We start from the raw sequence: 14,185 nt of genomic DNA on the forward strand, positions 1-14,185 counted from the left end.
TGCCCGGTCTTTTCGAAGCGATGTTTACCGATAAGATAGAGAGATAAAGGAAGCGTCGATCATGAAGTTCGTTTTGATGGGGTTGGTTTTAGTTTTAGGTGTTTGCATTGGGATCGCCAAAGGCACGGCTCAGAAGTCTGATCACGGTGTAAAAACAAAGATTTCGACTAAAGAGTAATCTCCAATAAAAAGGGAGCTCGAAAGCTCCCTTTTTTGAATCTTAATTTTAAAATATAAAACTAGTGTTTCAAAGGCTTTTGGATGATGTGGATCGCGTGACCCAGAGTTGCCTCTGCGCACTCCATGATCGTTTCACCCAATGTTGGATGCGGATGGATTGAAAGAGCCAAGTCCTCAATACGTGCACCCATCTCGATAGCTAGAACAGCTTCCGAGATCAAGTTAGAAGCTTCAGGACCCACGATATGAACGCCCAAAAGAACATGTGTCTTTTTATCAGCGATCATTTTCACGAAGCCTTCAGTTTCCATCATGCTGACGGCGCGACCATTCGCTCCGAATGGGAACTTGCCGATCAAGAGGTCGTTGTAGCCTTTAGCTTTCGCTTCAGCTTCTGTCATACCTGCAGATGCGATTTCTGGATCTGTGAAGACAACTGCTGGAACTGTTTTCGCATCGTAAACGCGGTTCGCGCCAGAGATCACTTCAGCAACTAGAACCCCTTCATGGGAAGCTTTGTGAGCAAGCATTGGTTGTCCTGCGATATCACCAATAGCAAAGATGTTCGGCACGTTTGTTCTGCGTTGAGCGTCTACTTTCACGAAGCCACGTTCGTCAACTGCGATTCCTGCTGCTTTCAAGTTTGCTTGGTCGCCATTTGGACGACGGCCTACTGTCACAAGAATTTTATCGCATTTAACAACTTCGTCTTTACCGTTGATTTCAACAGTCACTTCGTAGCCGTCTTTTACTTTTTTCTGAGATTTAGCTTTTGCACCGTACATGATTTTAACGCCAGCTTTATCAAGCTTACGTACAACCACGTTTGCGCAATCTGGATCAACAACGCCCGCAAGCAATGAAGGCATTGCTTCGATCACAGTCACTTCAGTTCCTAGTTTGCGTAGGTATGAAGAGATCTCTAGACCGATGTAACCACCACCGATGACTGCTACGCGTTTTGGAATTGTATCAAATGCCAATGCGCCAGTAGACGAGCAAATATCTTTTTCGTCGAATTTGAAACCAGGGATTTCAATTGGACGAGAACCTGTTGCCACGATGAAGTACTTTGCAGAAACTGTGTCAGTTCCTGCAGAAGATTTCACAGTGATTTCTTTAGAATTTTTGAATTCAGCATCACCTTTGATATGAGTTACGCCGTAACCCTTAAGAAGTTGGCCCACGCCGCCTGACATTTTATCGCAGACAGATTGTTTCCACTTCACAAGTTGCTTCATATCCACGTCGATATTGCCTTTGATCATCAAGCCCATATCTTTGAAGTTGTGCTGAGCTTTGTGAAGAAGGTGAGTCGCCGTGATCATTGCTTTAGATGGGATACAACCCACGTTCAAGCACACGCCACCCAAAAATTCGCGTTCGATAACTGCTGTTTTAAATCCAAGTTGTGCAGAGCGGATGGCAGCTACATAACCGCCAGGACCCGCACCAATTACTACTATGTCGAAAGATTGTGCCATTTTAAGTTTCTCCAGTTGCTAGCCTTTGGCTAGACCAACTCCACCAAAAGTTTTCCAGGGTTTTCAATACGTGCGATGAAGGCTGCCAAGAAACGAGCTGCAACCGCGCCGTCAATCAAACGGTGGTCCGCTGTCATTGTGTAGTTCATCACTTTGATAGCTTTCAATTGGCCATCTTTGATAACCGGTTTTTCGTCGATTTTGTACATACCAAGGATCGCCACTTCTGGGTGGTTGATCACTGGAGTTGCGTAAGTTCCACCGATAGAACCGATGTTTGTGATAGTGATGTTGGAACCTTTCATTTCGTCTGGTTTCAATTTGCCATCACGAGCACGTTTAGAAAGATCCAAGATCTCTTTAGAAATTTCTACGATCGTTTTTTGATCTGCGTTTTTGATTACTGGAACAACAAGTCCATTTGGAGTGTCAGCTGCAAAACCGATGTTGAAATATTTTTTGTAAACGATTTCACCAGCCGCATCGTCAATAGATGCGTTGAACATTGGGAATTCACGCATAGTTGCGATCATCGCTTTCATCACGATAGGCAAGTAAGTGATTTTTGTTCCTTGTTTCTCTGCGTATTCTTTCAATGATTCGCGCAATGCAACCATCGCATCGACCTTTGCTTCATCCATGATCGTGAAGTGAGGAACGATGTGTTTAGATTTTTGCATGTTCTCAGCGATTTTTTTACGGATACCGATAAGAGGTACGCGCTCTTCAAGAGCACCAGCAGGTCCTTGGTAAGCAGGACGAGGAATCGTCATGCCCGGAGCCGAAGCTGGAGTTGAAGATTTCGCAGACATCGCGCCCGCGCCACCGCCAGCACCTAGAACGTCTTCACGAGTTACACGACCCGCAAGACCAGTGCCAGTCAAACCGTTGATGTCTACGCCAGTTTCGCGAGCCAAGCGACGAGTCGCTGGAGTTGCAAGAACGCGAGAGTCAGCAACAGGTGGGAAAATACCAGCAGAAGCACCCGCAGGAGCTTGCTTAGAAGAAGCAACTGGAGCCGGAGCTGCAGAAGCTGCTGCAAAGTTTGCGTGCGCAGAAGCAGGAACTTCACGTTGAGCACCCGCTGGAGCAGAAGCAGAAGCGCCGCCTGCACCCTCAAGAGTGATCATTGTTGAACCAACTTTAACAACGTCGCCTGATTTAAATTTCAACTCTTTTACTACACCCGCAGATGGAGTTGGCACTTCAACAGTTGCTTTGTCAGTCAAAACTTCAGCGATTGCTTGATCGGCTTTTACAGAGTCACCTGGTTTTACCAACCATTTAACAAGTTCTCCTTCAGTCACACCTTCACCAAGCTCTGGAAGTTTTACGTCCATTGCTTTACCCGCCTGCGCTGGGGCTACGGCGGGCGAGCCCGCAGGTGCTGCTGGTTTAGAAGCAGCTACATCCGCCGGAGCTTTAGCGGAGGAGGACGCGCCATTCAATGTGATCATTGTCGAACCAACTTTAACAACTTGGCCCGGTTTGAATTTCAAATCTTGAACAACACCTGCTGTTGGAGAAGGAACTTCAACAGTGGCTTTGTCAGTGAGAACTTCGGCAATAGGTTGATCCGCTTTAACTGAGTCTCCTGGTTTTACCAACCATTTAACCAATTCACCTTCCGTTACGCCTTCGCCCAATTCAGGGAGTTTTACGTCAGTTGCCATGATGAGAAAGTTCCTTTCCTTTATCTATGAAGAATCATCTAAATTTAGAACTCTTCCTTCTAGTCCGGTCATAGAGCATTTGCACTGAATTACGCGCCGCGCCCGAAGGGAAAGTCCGTGTTAGCAAGCAGGTATTTATCGCCGTGGGGCATTTCGGGTTGAACACCCCGGATAGGAGAGCCTAAGTTATTGAAATTAGTATAGTGGAGACTGCTATGAAATACTCTCGTAAGTTGCAGGAAGGAATCTTCCTTAAACGCTACAAACGCTTCTTTGCCGATATCGAATGGAACGGCAATACCATTGTCGCTCACGTTCCCAATACAGGCAGCCTCAAAAGCGCAAATAACCCTGGCCAGCACTGTCTGTTTTCAGAAAGCGATAATCCCGAAAGAAAACTCAAATTCACGTTGGAAATGATCAAGTCACCAGCGGGATCTTGGGTGGGTGTGAACACAGCAGTACCAAACATGATCGTGAAAGAATCTCTCGAACAATGGGTTGGGAAGCATGAAAAAACTCCGGGACCTTTTTCTGATTGGTCTCAGTTTGATGAGTTAAAACACGAATACAAAATTTCCGCGGAAACGCGATTGGATTTTGTGTTGAAGAAGAAAAACTCCGACAAAATGCATTTTATTGAAGTTAAAAACGTCACGCTTTGTGAAGAAGGTGTCGCGAAATTTCCAGATGCGGAAACGGTGCGTGGGCAAAAGCATTTGCGTGAGCTGATGACGTTAATAGAGCAAGGTCATACAGCCGAACTCGTATTTACAGTTCAACGTCATGATTGTGGTTCTTTTGCGCCAGCTGACGATATTGATCCTGAATACGGAAAGTTGCTGCGTGAAGCTTATCATAAGGGATTGAAAATCAGTCCGTTCGTGGTGGATCTCACGCCCCTTGAAATCAGTCTGTCAGAAAATATCTTACCAGTGAAACTTTAAGAAAGGATTCTTATGTCATCTGTACACGCGTTTGCGGCTTATAAAGCAAAAGAAGAACTTCGCCCATTTTCATTCGAGACTCGCCAAGTAGGTCGTCACGATGTGGTGATCGACATCAAGTTTTGCGGTGTTTGTCACTCGGATTTGCACCAGGTTCGCGACGAGTGGGGCGGATCCATTTTTCCAATGGTGCCGGGACATGAAATTGTGGGGTATGTCGCACAGGTTGGATCGTCTGTCACAAAATTCAAAGTAGGCGATTCGGTTGGTGTGGGTTGCATGGTGGACTCCTGTCAAGAATGTGCTTCCTGCGGAGAAGGTCTTGAGCAGTATTGTGAAAAAGGTTTTGTTGGAACTTACAACAGTCGAGAAAAAGATGGTCGCCCTACTTACGGTGGCTATGCGACTAAAATTGTAGTGAATGAAAAATTCGTTCTGCGAATTGCTCCCAATTTACCTCTCGATAAAGCAGCACCTCTGTTGTGTGCGGGGATCACGACTTATTCTCCATTGAGGCATTGGAAGGTCGGACCGGGGAGCAAAGTGGCTGTTGTCGGTCTTGGCGGTTTGGGGCATATGGCTGTTAAGCTTGCGGCAGCTATGGGCGCCGAAGTCACAGTACTCAGTCACTCGGAGAAGAAAAAGGAAGATGCTCTTCGCTTGGGTGCGAAAAGATTTGCCAACGGAGCTGATCCTGAAACTTTCAAAACTCATAATCGTTATTTTGATTTGATGATTAATACGGTGTCAGCGGCTCTTGATTTGAATTCATATTTGCAGATGGTGAAGCGTGACGGAACCATGGTGCTTTTAGGAGTTCCAGAAAAACCTGAACCAGTTCATCCTTTCCCTCTGATCATGGGTCGTCGCAGTCTCGCGGGATCATTGATTGGTGGTATCGCCGAAACTCAAGAGATGTTGGATTTCTGTGCGAAACACGGCATCGTCTCTGATATCGAGAAAATCAAAATTCAGGATATCAACACCGCCTACGAGAGAATGCTCAAAGGTGATGTGCGATACCGTTTCGTGATTGATACGGCATCACTTGGTTAAGTCGCGCTGCTTTTTTTGTTCAAGCTCTTTGAGGCTTTTCATATAAGACGCGTTGTCTTGTTCAGCTCTTTCGTGATTTTTAGCTCGATCAGAGGGATAAGCTTCGGTCGGGTTGTAATGATCTAAATTTGTAAAAATCATTTGAATCGACGGGAGGCCGACCTGCGAAGGTCCGCCGGCCCAACGAGTCGTGATGATTTGAGCATCCTTTCGAGTTGTCAATTTTTTTGCAAATTCGAATGACTCGACGGGCCCTTTTTGGCTAGCGGGATCTAAAACCATTTTGCGAATTTTTCCATCAGAACCTTTGACGTACACAAAAGGGGCGACGTGATATCCCCAACCGTCATTTTGTTTCTTTTCCATATTGTTAGGCCAAATATCATCTCCGAAAAACCAAGCTTTGCCGACCGCAATGCCTTTGGCTTCCAAGCGTTCGGCGGACGTTTGCGCTCGTGCGAAACAGCCATCCCAGGTGAACTCCCACGGAAGATCTTTCATCGCTTTGATTTCGTCAAACGCCTCTTGCGCTTCTTTCTCAGAAAGAATTTTTCCTTTGGGTTCTTTGAATTGGGTTTTTTCCAGTCGCTCGACGGCTTCAGGTGATGCAAAAGTGCTACCGCCAATATTGCAATATTCCGCAGGTATCGCGTCGCGAGGAATCATTCTAGAAGCAAGATTCATATCGCCAACGGCATCAACGACTTTGACGTAATCTCGATTCACGAGGCTGTCACTTATGACTTTTTTATGTTTTTCAATTGCGGAAATTGTTTTTAGTAGTTCGGTGTCATCGCATTTTTCTTCGATTTCTTGATCGCGGTTTTTAGTAAAACCTTTTCGCGACAACACTTGGTAAGAGAAGAAGTCGTCCTTGGCTTCGTCCGGTAAGACCGTTGGTAGGTAGTCTTGCTTGGTTGGCAGACGGGTGATGGAGCCATCTTTGTTGATAGTTCCGTATATCCAGCGTTCGAAATAGGAATTTTTATTTTGTGTATTCACCGGAAAGAGCAAAACTCGGTCGGGTTCTTTGGATTTTCCTTTAGGTGTATTTCCTAAAATCTTATTTCCCAATGCAAAGCCGTGGGGACCTTGGCACACATAGTACTCACAGACCTTGTCTTTCTTAGCCTGTGCTCGTGCGCAATCGAAATCACCCACGCGAAGGTTCTCCGCATGAACAGCAGTGGCGACAGAAAATAAACTCCAAAAAACAGTACCTAACATCTCTCATTTTATCGGTTTTTCAGAGGAGGGCTTTGAAGACTTTTTAAGTTTTCTGTCTATTGGTCTAGCATCAAAATCTCAAAATTCGTCAATGAAACCGACACAATTTTGGATATTAAAGTTCGCTCTATCGAAGGCCGATGTTGCTCCTGTGCTTGAACTACGGAGGAAATATGAAGCTTTCAGTAAATAAAATAATCACTCTCACTCTGGCTTCGATGATGATTTCTGCCTGCGCTCCGGGCGGGTTTGATATGGCTTCACAACTTCCGGATGATCCCCAAGACGAATCATCTGCCGTCGACAATGGTGAAAACGGCAGTTCCAGTGTGGTGCCTCCGACAACTCCGGAAGTGACGGAACCGGCTCCTAATCCAGGAAGCGGTGAAGATGCCATCCTTGCAAAATATGACTACGTTGATCCAGAAAACATCGTGCCAACAAAACACTTGAAAGCAGCGATTTTGTATTACGATGCGAACTTAAGTAAAATCAAAAACAAAAATTATCTTTCAGTTTTGGACTTCTCAAAGTCTTCAACGCAAAAAAGATTTTTCTTGATCGACATGAAAACAGGTGCGGTCGCGGCTTATCACGTGTCACATGGTAAAGGCTCTGATAGCAATCACGACGGCTACGCAGAAAAATTCAGCAACACGGAAGGATCGAATGCGAGTTCGCTAGGTTTTTACATGACGGCTGAAACGTATAACGGCAGCAATGGTTACTCGCTTCGCCTGGATGGTCTGTCTAAAACAAATTCCAATGCTCGTTCGCGTGCCGTTGTTATTCACGGTGCCGACTATGTCGAAGACAGAAACAGAATTCAAGGTCGCAGCTGGGGTTGCCCAGCATTCTCGCAAGCGAATAAAACCAAGATTATCAACACGATCAAGGGCGGCAGTATCATCTACGCGATGAACTAGTGACCTTCTAAGCGGCTTGTTTCGCGAGATCCAAAATCTTGCGGCAGGCCACAATAACCGGACAGATTTTCCCTTCATGCGACATCGCCTTTAAGGCTTCTTCGATCACTGGATCTCTCCAGAAAAGCACGCGCAGTTTTAACAACGCCTTGGGATTGGTAAGTACCGAATTCCATTCATCCTGAGAAACCACTCTTGTGAGTACCATTGCAACGTCCTTCCGTGAAAGGGCCACTCTTCAAGGCTAACAAAGGATGTTCTGACTTGAGAAGCATTCTCAACCAATGAAAAGGAAATGAAAATTACAGGACCTAGGTTGGAAGGGGAAATCTGCGGCAAACTGCATCAACATGAGCGGAAACATGGACAAGCATTGGATGGTAGAGAAGGGGCCCATTGCAGGGCCCAGGAAAAATTCAAGAGTCAAATTAGAAACCGACAGTGTCGCCGAGTTTTTGCTGAGATTCATCGTCAGATCGATGCATCGCTGTCGACTTTTTCTTTTCAAAAGGCACCACTTTTTTAGAGTGATGCGCTGTCGGTGCGGGGACGATATCATCGTGGGATGAAACCTTCGCGTTGGCTCCCTTGATGGTCGTCACAAGGAGATCTACTGTTTGTGTGAGGTGAGTGGCTTGGGCTGAAAGCTCTTGCGCTGATGCTGCTGCTTCCTCGGAAGTTGCAGCATTAATTTGTGTCACCTGATCCAGTTGGTTCATCGCTTTGCCAATCTGATTGATGCCATTGAATTGCTCTTCGCCAGCATTGGCGATTTCAGCGTTTAATTCTGAAACCTTTTTTACGGACGAAACGATTTCGCCCAAAACTTGACCGCCGCGACCCGCTTGTTGCGTGCCCACTTCGATTTTTTGAACGCTGCCTTTGATAAGGTCGGTGATGTCTTTCGCTGCAGAAGCACTTCTTTGCGCCAAATTACGAACGGCTTCGGCTACCACGGCAAAGCCCTTACCTTGCTCGCCGGCACGAGCAGCCTCAACAGCAGCATTTAAAGCCAAAAGATTTGTCTGGAATGCGATATCGTCGATAACATTGATGATGTCTTCGATTTTTTTCGAATCAGCCGAGATCTCGCCCATCGATTGAACCAAGGCACGAATTTCTTGTTCACCTTTAAAGGCCACGCTTTGTGTGCTCTCAGAAAGTTTGGCCGCTTCTTTGGCGTTTTCTGAATTAATTTTTACCATTGATGTCAATTCTTCAAGTGTTGCAACTGTTTCTTCTAAAGATGAGGCTTGTTCAGTGGAAGCTTGAGAAAGTTCCTCTGATGCAGCTGCAATTTGATGGGCAGCCGTGGTGACCTGGTTCGAATTGTCCGTGAGTGTTGAAATCACTTTATTAACAGCCTGGGCCAGAGCGCGGAGAATAATAAAACCTAACGACACACCAAAAAGAATACTGACAACTGTCGTGATCAAAGAAAAAGAGCGCGCGTTTGCATAAAGAGTATGAGCTTCTTCTGTTTTGCGAGCTAAGCCTTGAATGTTTCTCTCCACCATCTTATCCACGATGTCTTCAACTGCTAAACGCAATTGGCGACCTTTTGCTAAGCTCAATGCAATCGCCCCTTTTTGATCGCCAGCATCAGCTAAGGCCAGAATCTCACGGCTGACTGTGAGCCAGTTTTCATATGCCTGTTCGAAGTCATCGATACTTTTCAGGCCGTTTTCATCGGCGATTTTGCGGCGGTCAACAAGCAAGGCACGAAGTTCCTTGTCGCGTCCTTGAATTCGTTCCAAATTTGTTTTGCGACCAGCTGGCGAGTCGTCAATCACGTAGTTTCGTTCGTTGATTACTTGAATATAGAACAAAGCTTTTACATTTAAATCAGTTTCGATTCGTTTCGCCGTGACTTCAGTCACCTCTGTGAGTAGACCATTGATCTCGCTCATTTTAGTAAGACCAGTTCCAGAGATGATCACGCTGCCGGCGATCAGAATACAAATAACGAACGCCATTTTGGCGTTCAGGCTCCAAGCTTTCATCTATTACTCCCGCTAATTTTAGTATTTGGTGTGAGATGGTAATGTTTCTGCACTCATCTCTGTTTAGCTGACTCTTCGGATGTGAGGATTAATCCTTTAGGGATAATTTAAATATCCTTAAAGAATATGTTAGTTCTTCTATAAAGGGACCCACAATAGGGGAAGAATGGCAGCCAAAGGAAAACAATTCAAGACATTGGGACTGGTATTTGGCCAGAACTTACGCTCACGACGTGAGGCCATGGGCTACACGCGCGAAGAGCTCGCCGAACTCAGCCACCTTTCTCCACAAAATATTGCGAAGATTGAAAATGGAGATCGCTTTGTCACGTTAGTTTCATTGGAAAATTTGGCGCAATCAGTAGGGTGTGATCCGTACGAACTTTTTATGCCTCAGCAAATGAGTGATAAAGAAAGTGATGCCATTCGCAGAGTGCAGATGCTTTTGAAAAGTAAGAGCGAGAAAGAAGTGGAGTTTGCCCACCAAATATTGGCCCTTCTGTTTAAGGGCCCTTAAATTCACGAATTAGTGAAGTTTGTACTGTTCACCAACGAACTTCTTAAGATCTTCAACATGTCCTAAGTACTCCGTTAAATCTAAACGATCATCTTTGCGAACAGACGCATTTGTTGCGTTATACATAGTTAATTCGACAACGTCTGCATAAGAAGAAACGGCACCAAAACCGCTTTCTTCCAAAGTTTCCATCAAAAGATCAAGATCGTGTCCTTCATCTTCATGTGAATACTCAACTTGGCGCATCTCGCAAAGTGCTTTAAGCAGCAATTCACCAGCTTGGGCAAGATTGTAACCGACAATATCGTGCTGTTTATCGTCGGAGAGGAGTTTTTTAGCGGTGTCGATATTGTCTTGGGCTTTGATGATCAGGGATTTCACGGCTGGATTCATGCGTTTCACTCCTTTGCCTTACTCTAGACGTTTGAAGGAATTTTGGGAAATAAAAAACCCACAATCCTTTCGAATTGTGGGTTTTCAATGTTTCGATTTTTAACTTGAAACTACTCTTTTTTAGTCTCTGTGCCCAATTGACGATCAATGATCGATTTGAATTCAGGGAATGGATAAGCACCACGCAATGAAACACCGTTGATCAAGAAACCTGGAGTTCCAGAGAAGTTGAACTTACGAGCTTCTTCCATGTCAGCTTCGATACGTTTTGTGATCGACTCAGAGCCAAGGTCTTTTTCAACTTTTTTCAAGTCCGCGCCGGCTTTTTTAGCAGCTTCTTTCAAGAAAGCTTCTTTTTTAGAGCGAAGGTCGCCTTGGTTTTCAAATACGATGTTATAGAACTTTTCAGCTTTAGCATGGTCTTGCAAAGCGATTGCTTCGAAGTAACGAGCCGCTGGCATTGCCATCGGATGGAAATCCAAAGGCAAGTGTTTGTAAACAACGCGTACATCTTTAGGGTAAGCTTTCATCACTTCGTCAACAGTTGCGTGACCTTTAGAGCAGTATGGGCATTCAAAGTCAGAGTATTCTACGATTGTGATTTTTGCGTCTTTAGGACCGAAAACAACGCGGCCTTCTTCGATAGTTGGTTTCAAAGGATTCGCGAACTCTTCGTCACGCTTTTTAGCTTCGTCAGCTACAGCTTTTTCTTGAGCCTTACGTTGAGCGTTTTGAGCAGCTTTGTTCACTACTTCAATAAATTGCTCTGGATCTTTTTCGATAGCAGCGAAAACGATGCTTGGATCCTTTTCAACTGCTTCTTTGAGTTGTTTTGCAGAAGGAGCACAGTTCACAAGGGAAAGTGCCAATGCGGAAATTGTTGCTAACTTAAGTGCTTTCAAAAGGTGCCTCCATATGGATAATTTTGAAATTTTTTGAGCCCCTTTATCTTGCCACTACTTTTAACAGAGATGGAAGCTCTTTAGCACTTGCGCAAGGGAATTGTTCACGCCTTTGGTCCAGGGAATTCTGGCCTTGAATGTGAGCTTCTTCCGCTTAGACTGAGAGCTATGAAAAAATCAATTTTTATTCTAACAGTTTTATCCTTTGTATTTTCAACGCAGGCCCACGCGGGTTTGTTATTTAACTACTCTCAGTTGATGTTGAAAGACCTCGACCAAATGAATGAGATGGTACTTAACAAAGTGGAAGAGTCTAAAAAAGAAGAGAACGGCAAAATTGTTCCTTTGAAAGAAGCATTGCAAGCCGTTTATGCAAGACCCAACGATGATCAAATGATCGACAAAGTTGTGGGCCCACTTAGAACACAACTCGATGAGTTAGACTCATGGGAAAAAGTTCTCAGTCAATTAACTGACGAAGCCATCAATGCTCTGAAAAATCCAAAAGCATTTAAACCAGCGGTGCAAGTCACTTATATGGTCTTCCTTGAGAACCTCTTGTCTGAAGTCAAACCTTACTTGAAAACAGACGGCTTCGAGAGAAAATTAGCAGAACGCGTGCGCAATGCTAAGATTGAAGTAACGAAAGAGGCGGCGAACGAACGCAGTCTTCGTACAATGAAAAAGTCGACATCTCCTTCAGAGTTGGCTAACAAAATTCTCACTGAAGTTCCGGTGACACCTGCTAAAACGACTGAAAGTTCGGCACATTCTGCTGCTTCTGGGCAGTAATTTCCCTCGACTCGCCTTGGCCCAAGTCCAATCTGACTGTGGGCCAGCGTCAAACGATAGATCTCCTCAACTCTTTAAAAATCGCCTCAAATTGACTCAAGTTCTAACGAACTCCTTCCGATAGAAGTTCTATGGAAAGAAGGGCTGGATGCCCGTTGGTGCAATTAGGAGGATTCGATGTTTCTACAAGGTGATTTGCAAATCGTGTTCGACGCTCTTTACGCAATTGGTGCTATCGATCCAGTTTTGAAATTAGACTGGAATGAAGTAACAAAAGAGATGATGGCCAATCCGCAAATCCTCAGCGATGCGTTTCAATCAATCAACGCATGTGGTGGAGACAAAGACCAACTAGTGCAGAAGTTCCATATGATGGATCAAAGATCCGTGAACTTTATCGCTATGGAGGTGGCTCGTGAGTTTTGTGAATTCCAAGACCGCAAAGAACTTCACTAAGATTTTTGCGTTTCTGTTGATAGCGACTCAGGCGCAAGCCTTTGAAGTGGACTTTTCGCGTCGTCAAGTCGACTTTAATAAAGTAAAAAACGAAGATCGTTTGCCGGCAAGCATTCAAGAAGACCAATCGGTTTCTATCTTGGATAAAGTTTTTGATTCCGTTGAGCCGACTCAAGATATCGTGATCATGAATACAGAAAAAGGTTTTGTCCCAGATACAGTTCGTCTGAAAAAAGGGAACAACTACCGTGTTCATATCGTCAACGTAAATAACAAAGAGAAAAATGTCAGTTTCATCCTGGACGCTTTTTCTGAACACCACAATACGGTTTTTGGAGAGCAAAAAACATTTAACGTCAGTCCAAAGACAGACGGTATTTTCTCTTATCAATGTCCTGAAACAGCAGTTCAAGGTAAATTCATTATTTACTCTGATGGCGCAAGTTCAGGTCGTAAACCGGCATCTCACTAACTAGGGGAGCTTAAGGCCCATGTCAAACTCGTCGGACGTTTTTAAACAGACCATCAGTCAAAATCTGGGACCTGTTTTGAAATACCTCGAAGACAAGGGCGTCTCCGAAATTCTCGTCAATGGTCACAAAGAAATTTTCGTTGAGCGCAAAGGTAAGCTTGAGCGCGTACCAGAATCTTTCCCCAGCGAAGATGATTTGCGCGCAGCTGTGAACAGCATCGCTCAAAGTGTCGGTCGTCGTATTGATGACGAGTCGCCTCGCTTGGATGCGCGTTTGCCAGATGGCTCGCGTATCGCAGCGGTGATTCCACCGATGTCACGCAAAGGTACGACTCTTTCGATTCGTAAATTTACAAATAATAAAATCACATTTGCAGATTATATCAAATTCGGCGCGATCACTGAAGATGGCGCGAGATTCTTAGATATCTGTATGTTCCTTGGAAAAAACATCATCGTGTCGGGTGGTACCGGTTCCGGTAAAACAACGTTGTTGTCACTCTTGTGCTCGCGTATTCCGAAAGGCCAACGCGTCCTAGTGATCGAGGATTCATCCGAGTTGCAAGTTGAGTACGAACACGTGGTGATGTTTGAAACTCGTCAAGCTAATGCTCAAGGCAAAGGCGAAGTCTCAATCAAAGATCTTTTGAAAAGTGCTCTTCGTCTTCGTCCAGACCGCATCATCGTCGGTGAGGTTCGTTCAAGTGAGGCGATGGAACTTTTAAACGCGATGAACACGGGTCATAAAGGTTGTATGGGTACGGTCCATGCGAACACTCCGGAAGATGCGATTGTGCGTCTTGAAGCTCTTGCTCAAGGTGGCGATGCGAAGATCAGTGAGAAAGCTTTGCGCTCACAAGTGGCTTCAGCGATTGATATCATCGTACAAGTGTCTCGTTATTCGGATGGTTCTCGTAAAATCGGTGCGATCAGCGAAGTCGTCGGTTTTGATAAAGACGGCAACTACAACGTTATGCCGATCTTTGAGATGTCACGCCTAACACGCCGTCCCGATGGAACGCTTGAAGGTAAACTTCAGCCCACAGGTCACATCCCTTCCTTCATGGACGAGATTGTGGATAATAATTTGCCGTTTCCACGGGCAAAATTCCAAAAAGCTGCGTAGCGTTAATAGAAAGTCTATTTATAAGGACAAA

15 protein-coding genes are annotated in these 14,185 nt (G+C 45.0%); 8 read left to right on the top strand and 7 right to left on the bottom strand.

Going from position 1 to position 14,185, the window contains the following annotated elements:
* Positions 1-239: 239 nt before the first annotated feature.
* Positions 240-1,664, bottom strand: a complete 1,425-nt coding sequence (gene lpdA, locus ACLWOR_RS10560) for a dihydrolipoyl dehydrogenase (protein ID WP_413940671.1) — start codon at positions 1,662-1,664, stop codon at positions 240-242.
* A 29-nt stretch (positions 1,665-1,693) separates the two neighbouring features.
* Positions 1,694-3,337 carry a 2-oxo acid dehydrogenase subunit E2 gene (locus tag ACLWOR_RS10565; protein WP_413940672.1) on the bottom strand — a complete coding sequence of 548 codons (1,644 nt, stop codon included), beginning with the start codon at positions 3,335-3,337 and terminating at the stop codon, positions 1,694-1,696.
* A 215-nt stretch (positions 3,338-3,552) separates the two neighbouring features.
* Between ACLWOR_RS10565 and sfsA the strand changes: the two genes are divergently transcribed.
* Positions 3,553-4,284, top strand: coding sequence for a DNA/RNA nuclease SfsA (sfsA, locus tag ACLWOR_RS10570; protein ID WP_413940673.1), 732 nt, complete (start codon positions 3,553-3,555; stop codon positions 4,282-4,284).
* 12 nt (positions 4,285-4,296) lie between these two features.
* Positions 4,297-5,340, top strand: coding sequence for an NAD(P)-dependent alcohol dehydrogenase (locus tag ACLWOR_RS10575; protein ID WP_413940674.1), 1,044 nt, complete (start codon positions 4,297-4,299; stop codon positions 5,338-5,340).
* Here ACLWOR_RS10575 and ACLWOR_RS10580 read toward each other — a convergent pair.
* Positions 5,329-6,567, bottom strand: a complete 1,239-nt coding sequence (locus ACLWOR_RS10580; RefSeq protein WP_413940675.1) for a protein-glutamine glutaminase family protein — start codon at positions 6,565-6,567, stop codon at positions 5,329-5,331. The two genes, ACLWOR_RS10575 and ACLWOR_RS10580, sit on opposite strands and share 12 nt — an antisense overlap.
* 173 nt (positions 6,568-6,740) lie before the next feature.
* Between ACLWOR_RS10580 and ACLWOR_RS10585 the strand changes: the two genes are divergently transcribed.
* Positions 6,741-7,493, top strand: a complete 753-nt coding sequence (locus tag ACLWOR_RS10585) for a murein L,D-transpeptidase catalytic domain family protein (protein WP_413940676.1) — start codon at positions 6,741-6,743, stop codon at positions 7,491-7,493.
* A gap of 7 nt (positions 7,494-7,500) precedes the next feature.
* Here ACLWOR_RS10585 and ACLWOR_RS10590 read toward each other — a convergent pair whose 3' ends face one another.
* The gene (locus tag ACLWOR_RS10590; RefSeq protein ID WP_413940677.1) at positions 7,501-7,701 is read right to left on the bottom strand and encodes a hypothetical protein; all 201 of its coding nucleotides are present in this window, start codon (positions 7,699-7,701) and stop codon (positions 7,501-7,503) included.
* A 220-nt stretch (positions 7,702-7,921) separates the two neighbouring features.
* A complete protein-coding gene (locus ACLWOR_RS10595; RefSeq protein ID WP_413940678.1) occupies positions 7,922-9,496 on the bottom strand; it encodes a methyl-accepting chemotaxis protein in 1,575 nt (524 codons plus the stop codon).
* 166 nt (positions 9,497-9,662) lie between these two features.
* On the opposite strand from ACLWOR_RS10595, the gene ACLWOR_RS10600 reads away from it, so the two are divergent.
* Entirely contained in the window at positions 9,663-10,013 is a 351-nt protein-coding gene (locus ACLWOR_RS10600; RefSeq protein ID WP_413940679.1) for a helix-turn-helix domain-containing protein, read from the top strand.
* Positions 10,014-10,022: 9 nt separating this feature from the next.
* On the opposite strand, the gene ACLWOR_RS10605 is transcribed toward ACLWOR_RS10600, so the two are convergent.
* Both ACLWOR_RS10605 and ACLWOR_RS10610 read right to left on the bottom strand, forming a co-directional pair.
* The gene (locus tag ACLWOR_RS10605; protein WP_413940680.1) at positions 10,023-10,406 is read right to left on the bottom strand and encodes a HEPN domain-containing protein; all 384 of its coding nucleotides are present in this window, start codon (positions 10,404-10,406) and stop codon (positions 10,023-10,025) included.
* Between the two features lie 110 nt (positions 10,407-10,516).
* The gene (locus tag ACLWOR_RS10610; RefSeq protein ID WP_413940681.1) at positions 10,517-11,308 is read right to left on the bottom strand and encodes a DsbA family protein; all 792 of its coding nucleotides are present in this window, start codon (positions 11,306-11,308) and stop codon (positions 10,517-10,519) included.
* Positions 11,309-11,476: 168 nt separating this feature from the next.
* Between ACLWOR_RS10610 and ACLWOR_RS10615 the strand changes: the two genes are divergently transcribed.
* The 4 genes from ACLWOR_RS10615 (at position 11,477) to ACLWOR_RS10630 (ending at position 14,154) form a co-directional block, all read left to right on the top strand.
* On the top strand, positions 11,477-12,100 hold the full coding sequence (locus ACLWOR_RS10615; RefSeq protein ID WP_413940682.1) for a hypothetical protein: 624 nt from the start codon (positions 11,477-11,479) through the stop codon (positions 12,098-12,100).
* A gap of 177 nt (positions 12,101-12,277) precedes the next feature.
* Positions 12,278-12,556: a cytochrome gene (locus ACLWOR_RS10620; protein ID WP_413940683.1), complete on the top strand. Its 279-nt coding sequence runs from the start codon at positions 12,278-12,280 to the stop codon at positions 12,554-12,556.
* Positions 12,516-13,028, top strand: coding sequence for a cupredoxin domain-containing protein (locus ACLWOR_RS10625; RefSeq protein WP_413940684.1), 513 nt, complete (start codon positions 12,516-12,518; stop codon positions 13,026-13,028). The genes ACLWOR_RS10620 and ACLWOR_RS10625 overlap by 41 nt, the downstream gene beginning before the upstream one ends.
* 19 nt (positions 13,029-13,047) lie before the next feature.
* The gene (locus ACLWOR_RS10630; RefSeq protein ID WP_413940685.1) at positions 13,048-14,154 is read left to right on the top strand and encodes a CpaF family protein; all 1,107 of its coding nucleotides are present in this window, start codon (positions 13,048-13,050) and stop codon (positions 14,152-14,154) included.
* Positions 14,155-14,185 lie beyond the last annotated feature (31 nt).

The organism is Bdellovibrio sp. HCB2-146, from assembly GCF_047345725.1.
Lineage (GTDB): Bacteria > Bdellovibrionota > Bdellovibrionia > Bdellovibrionales > Bdellovibrionaceae > Bdellovibrio.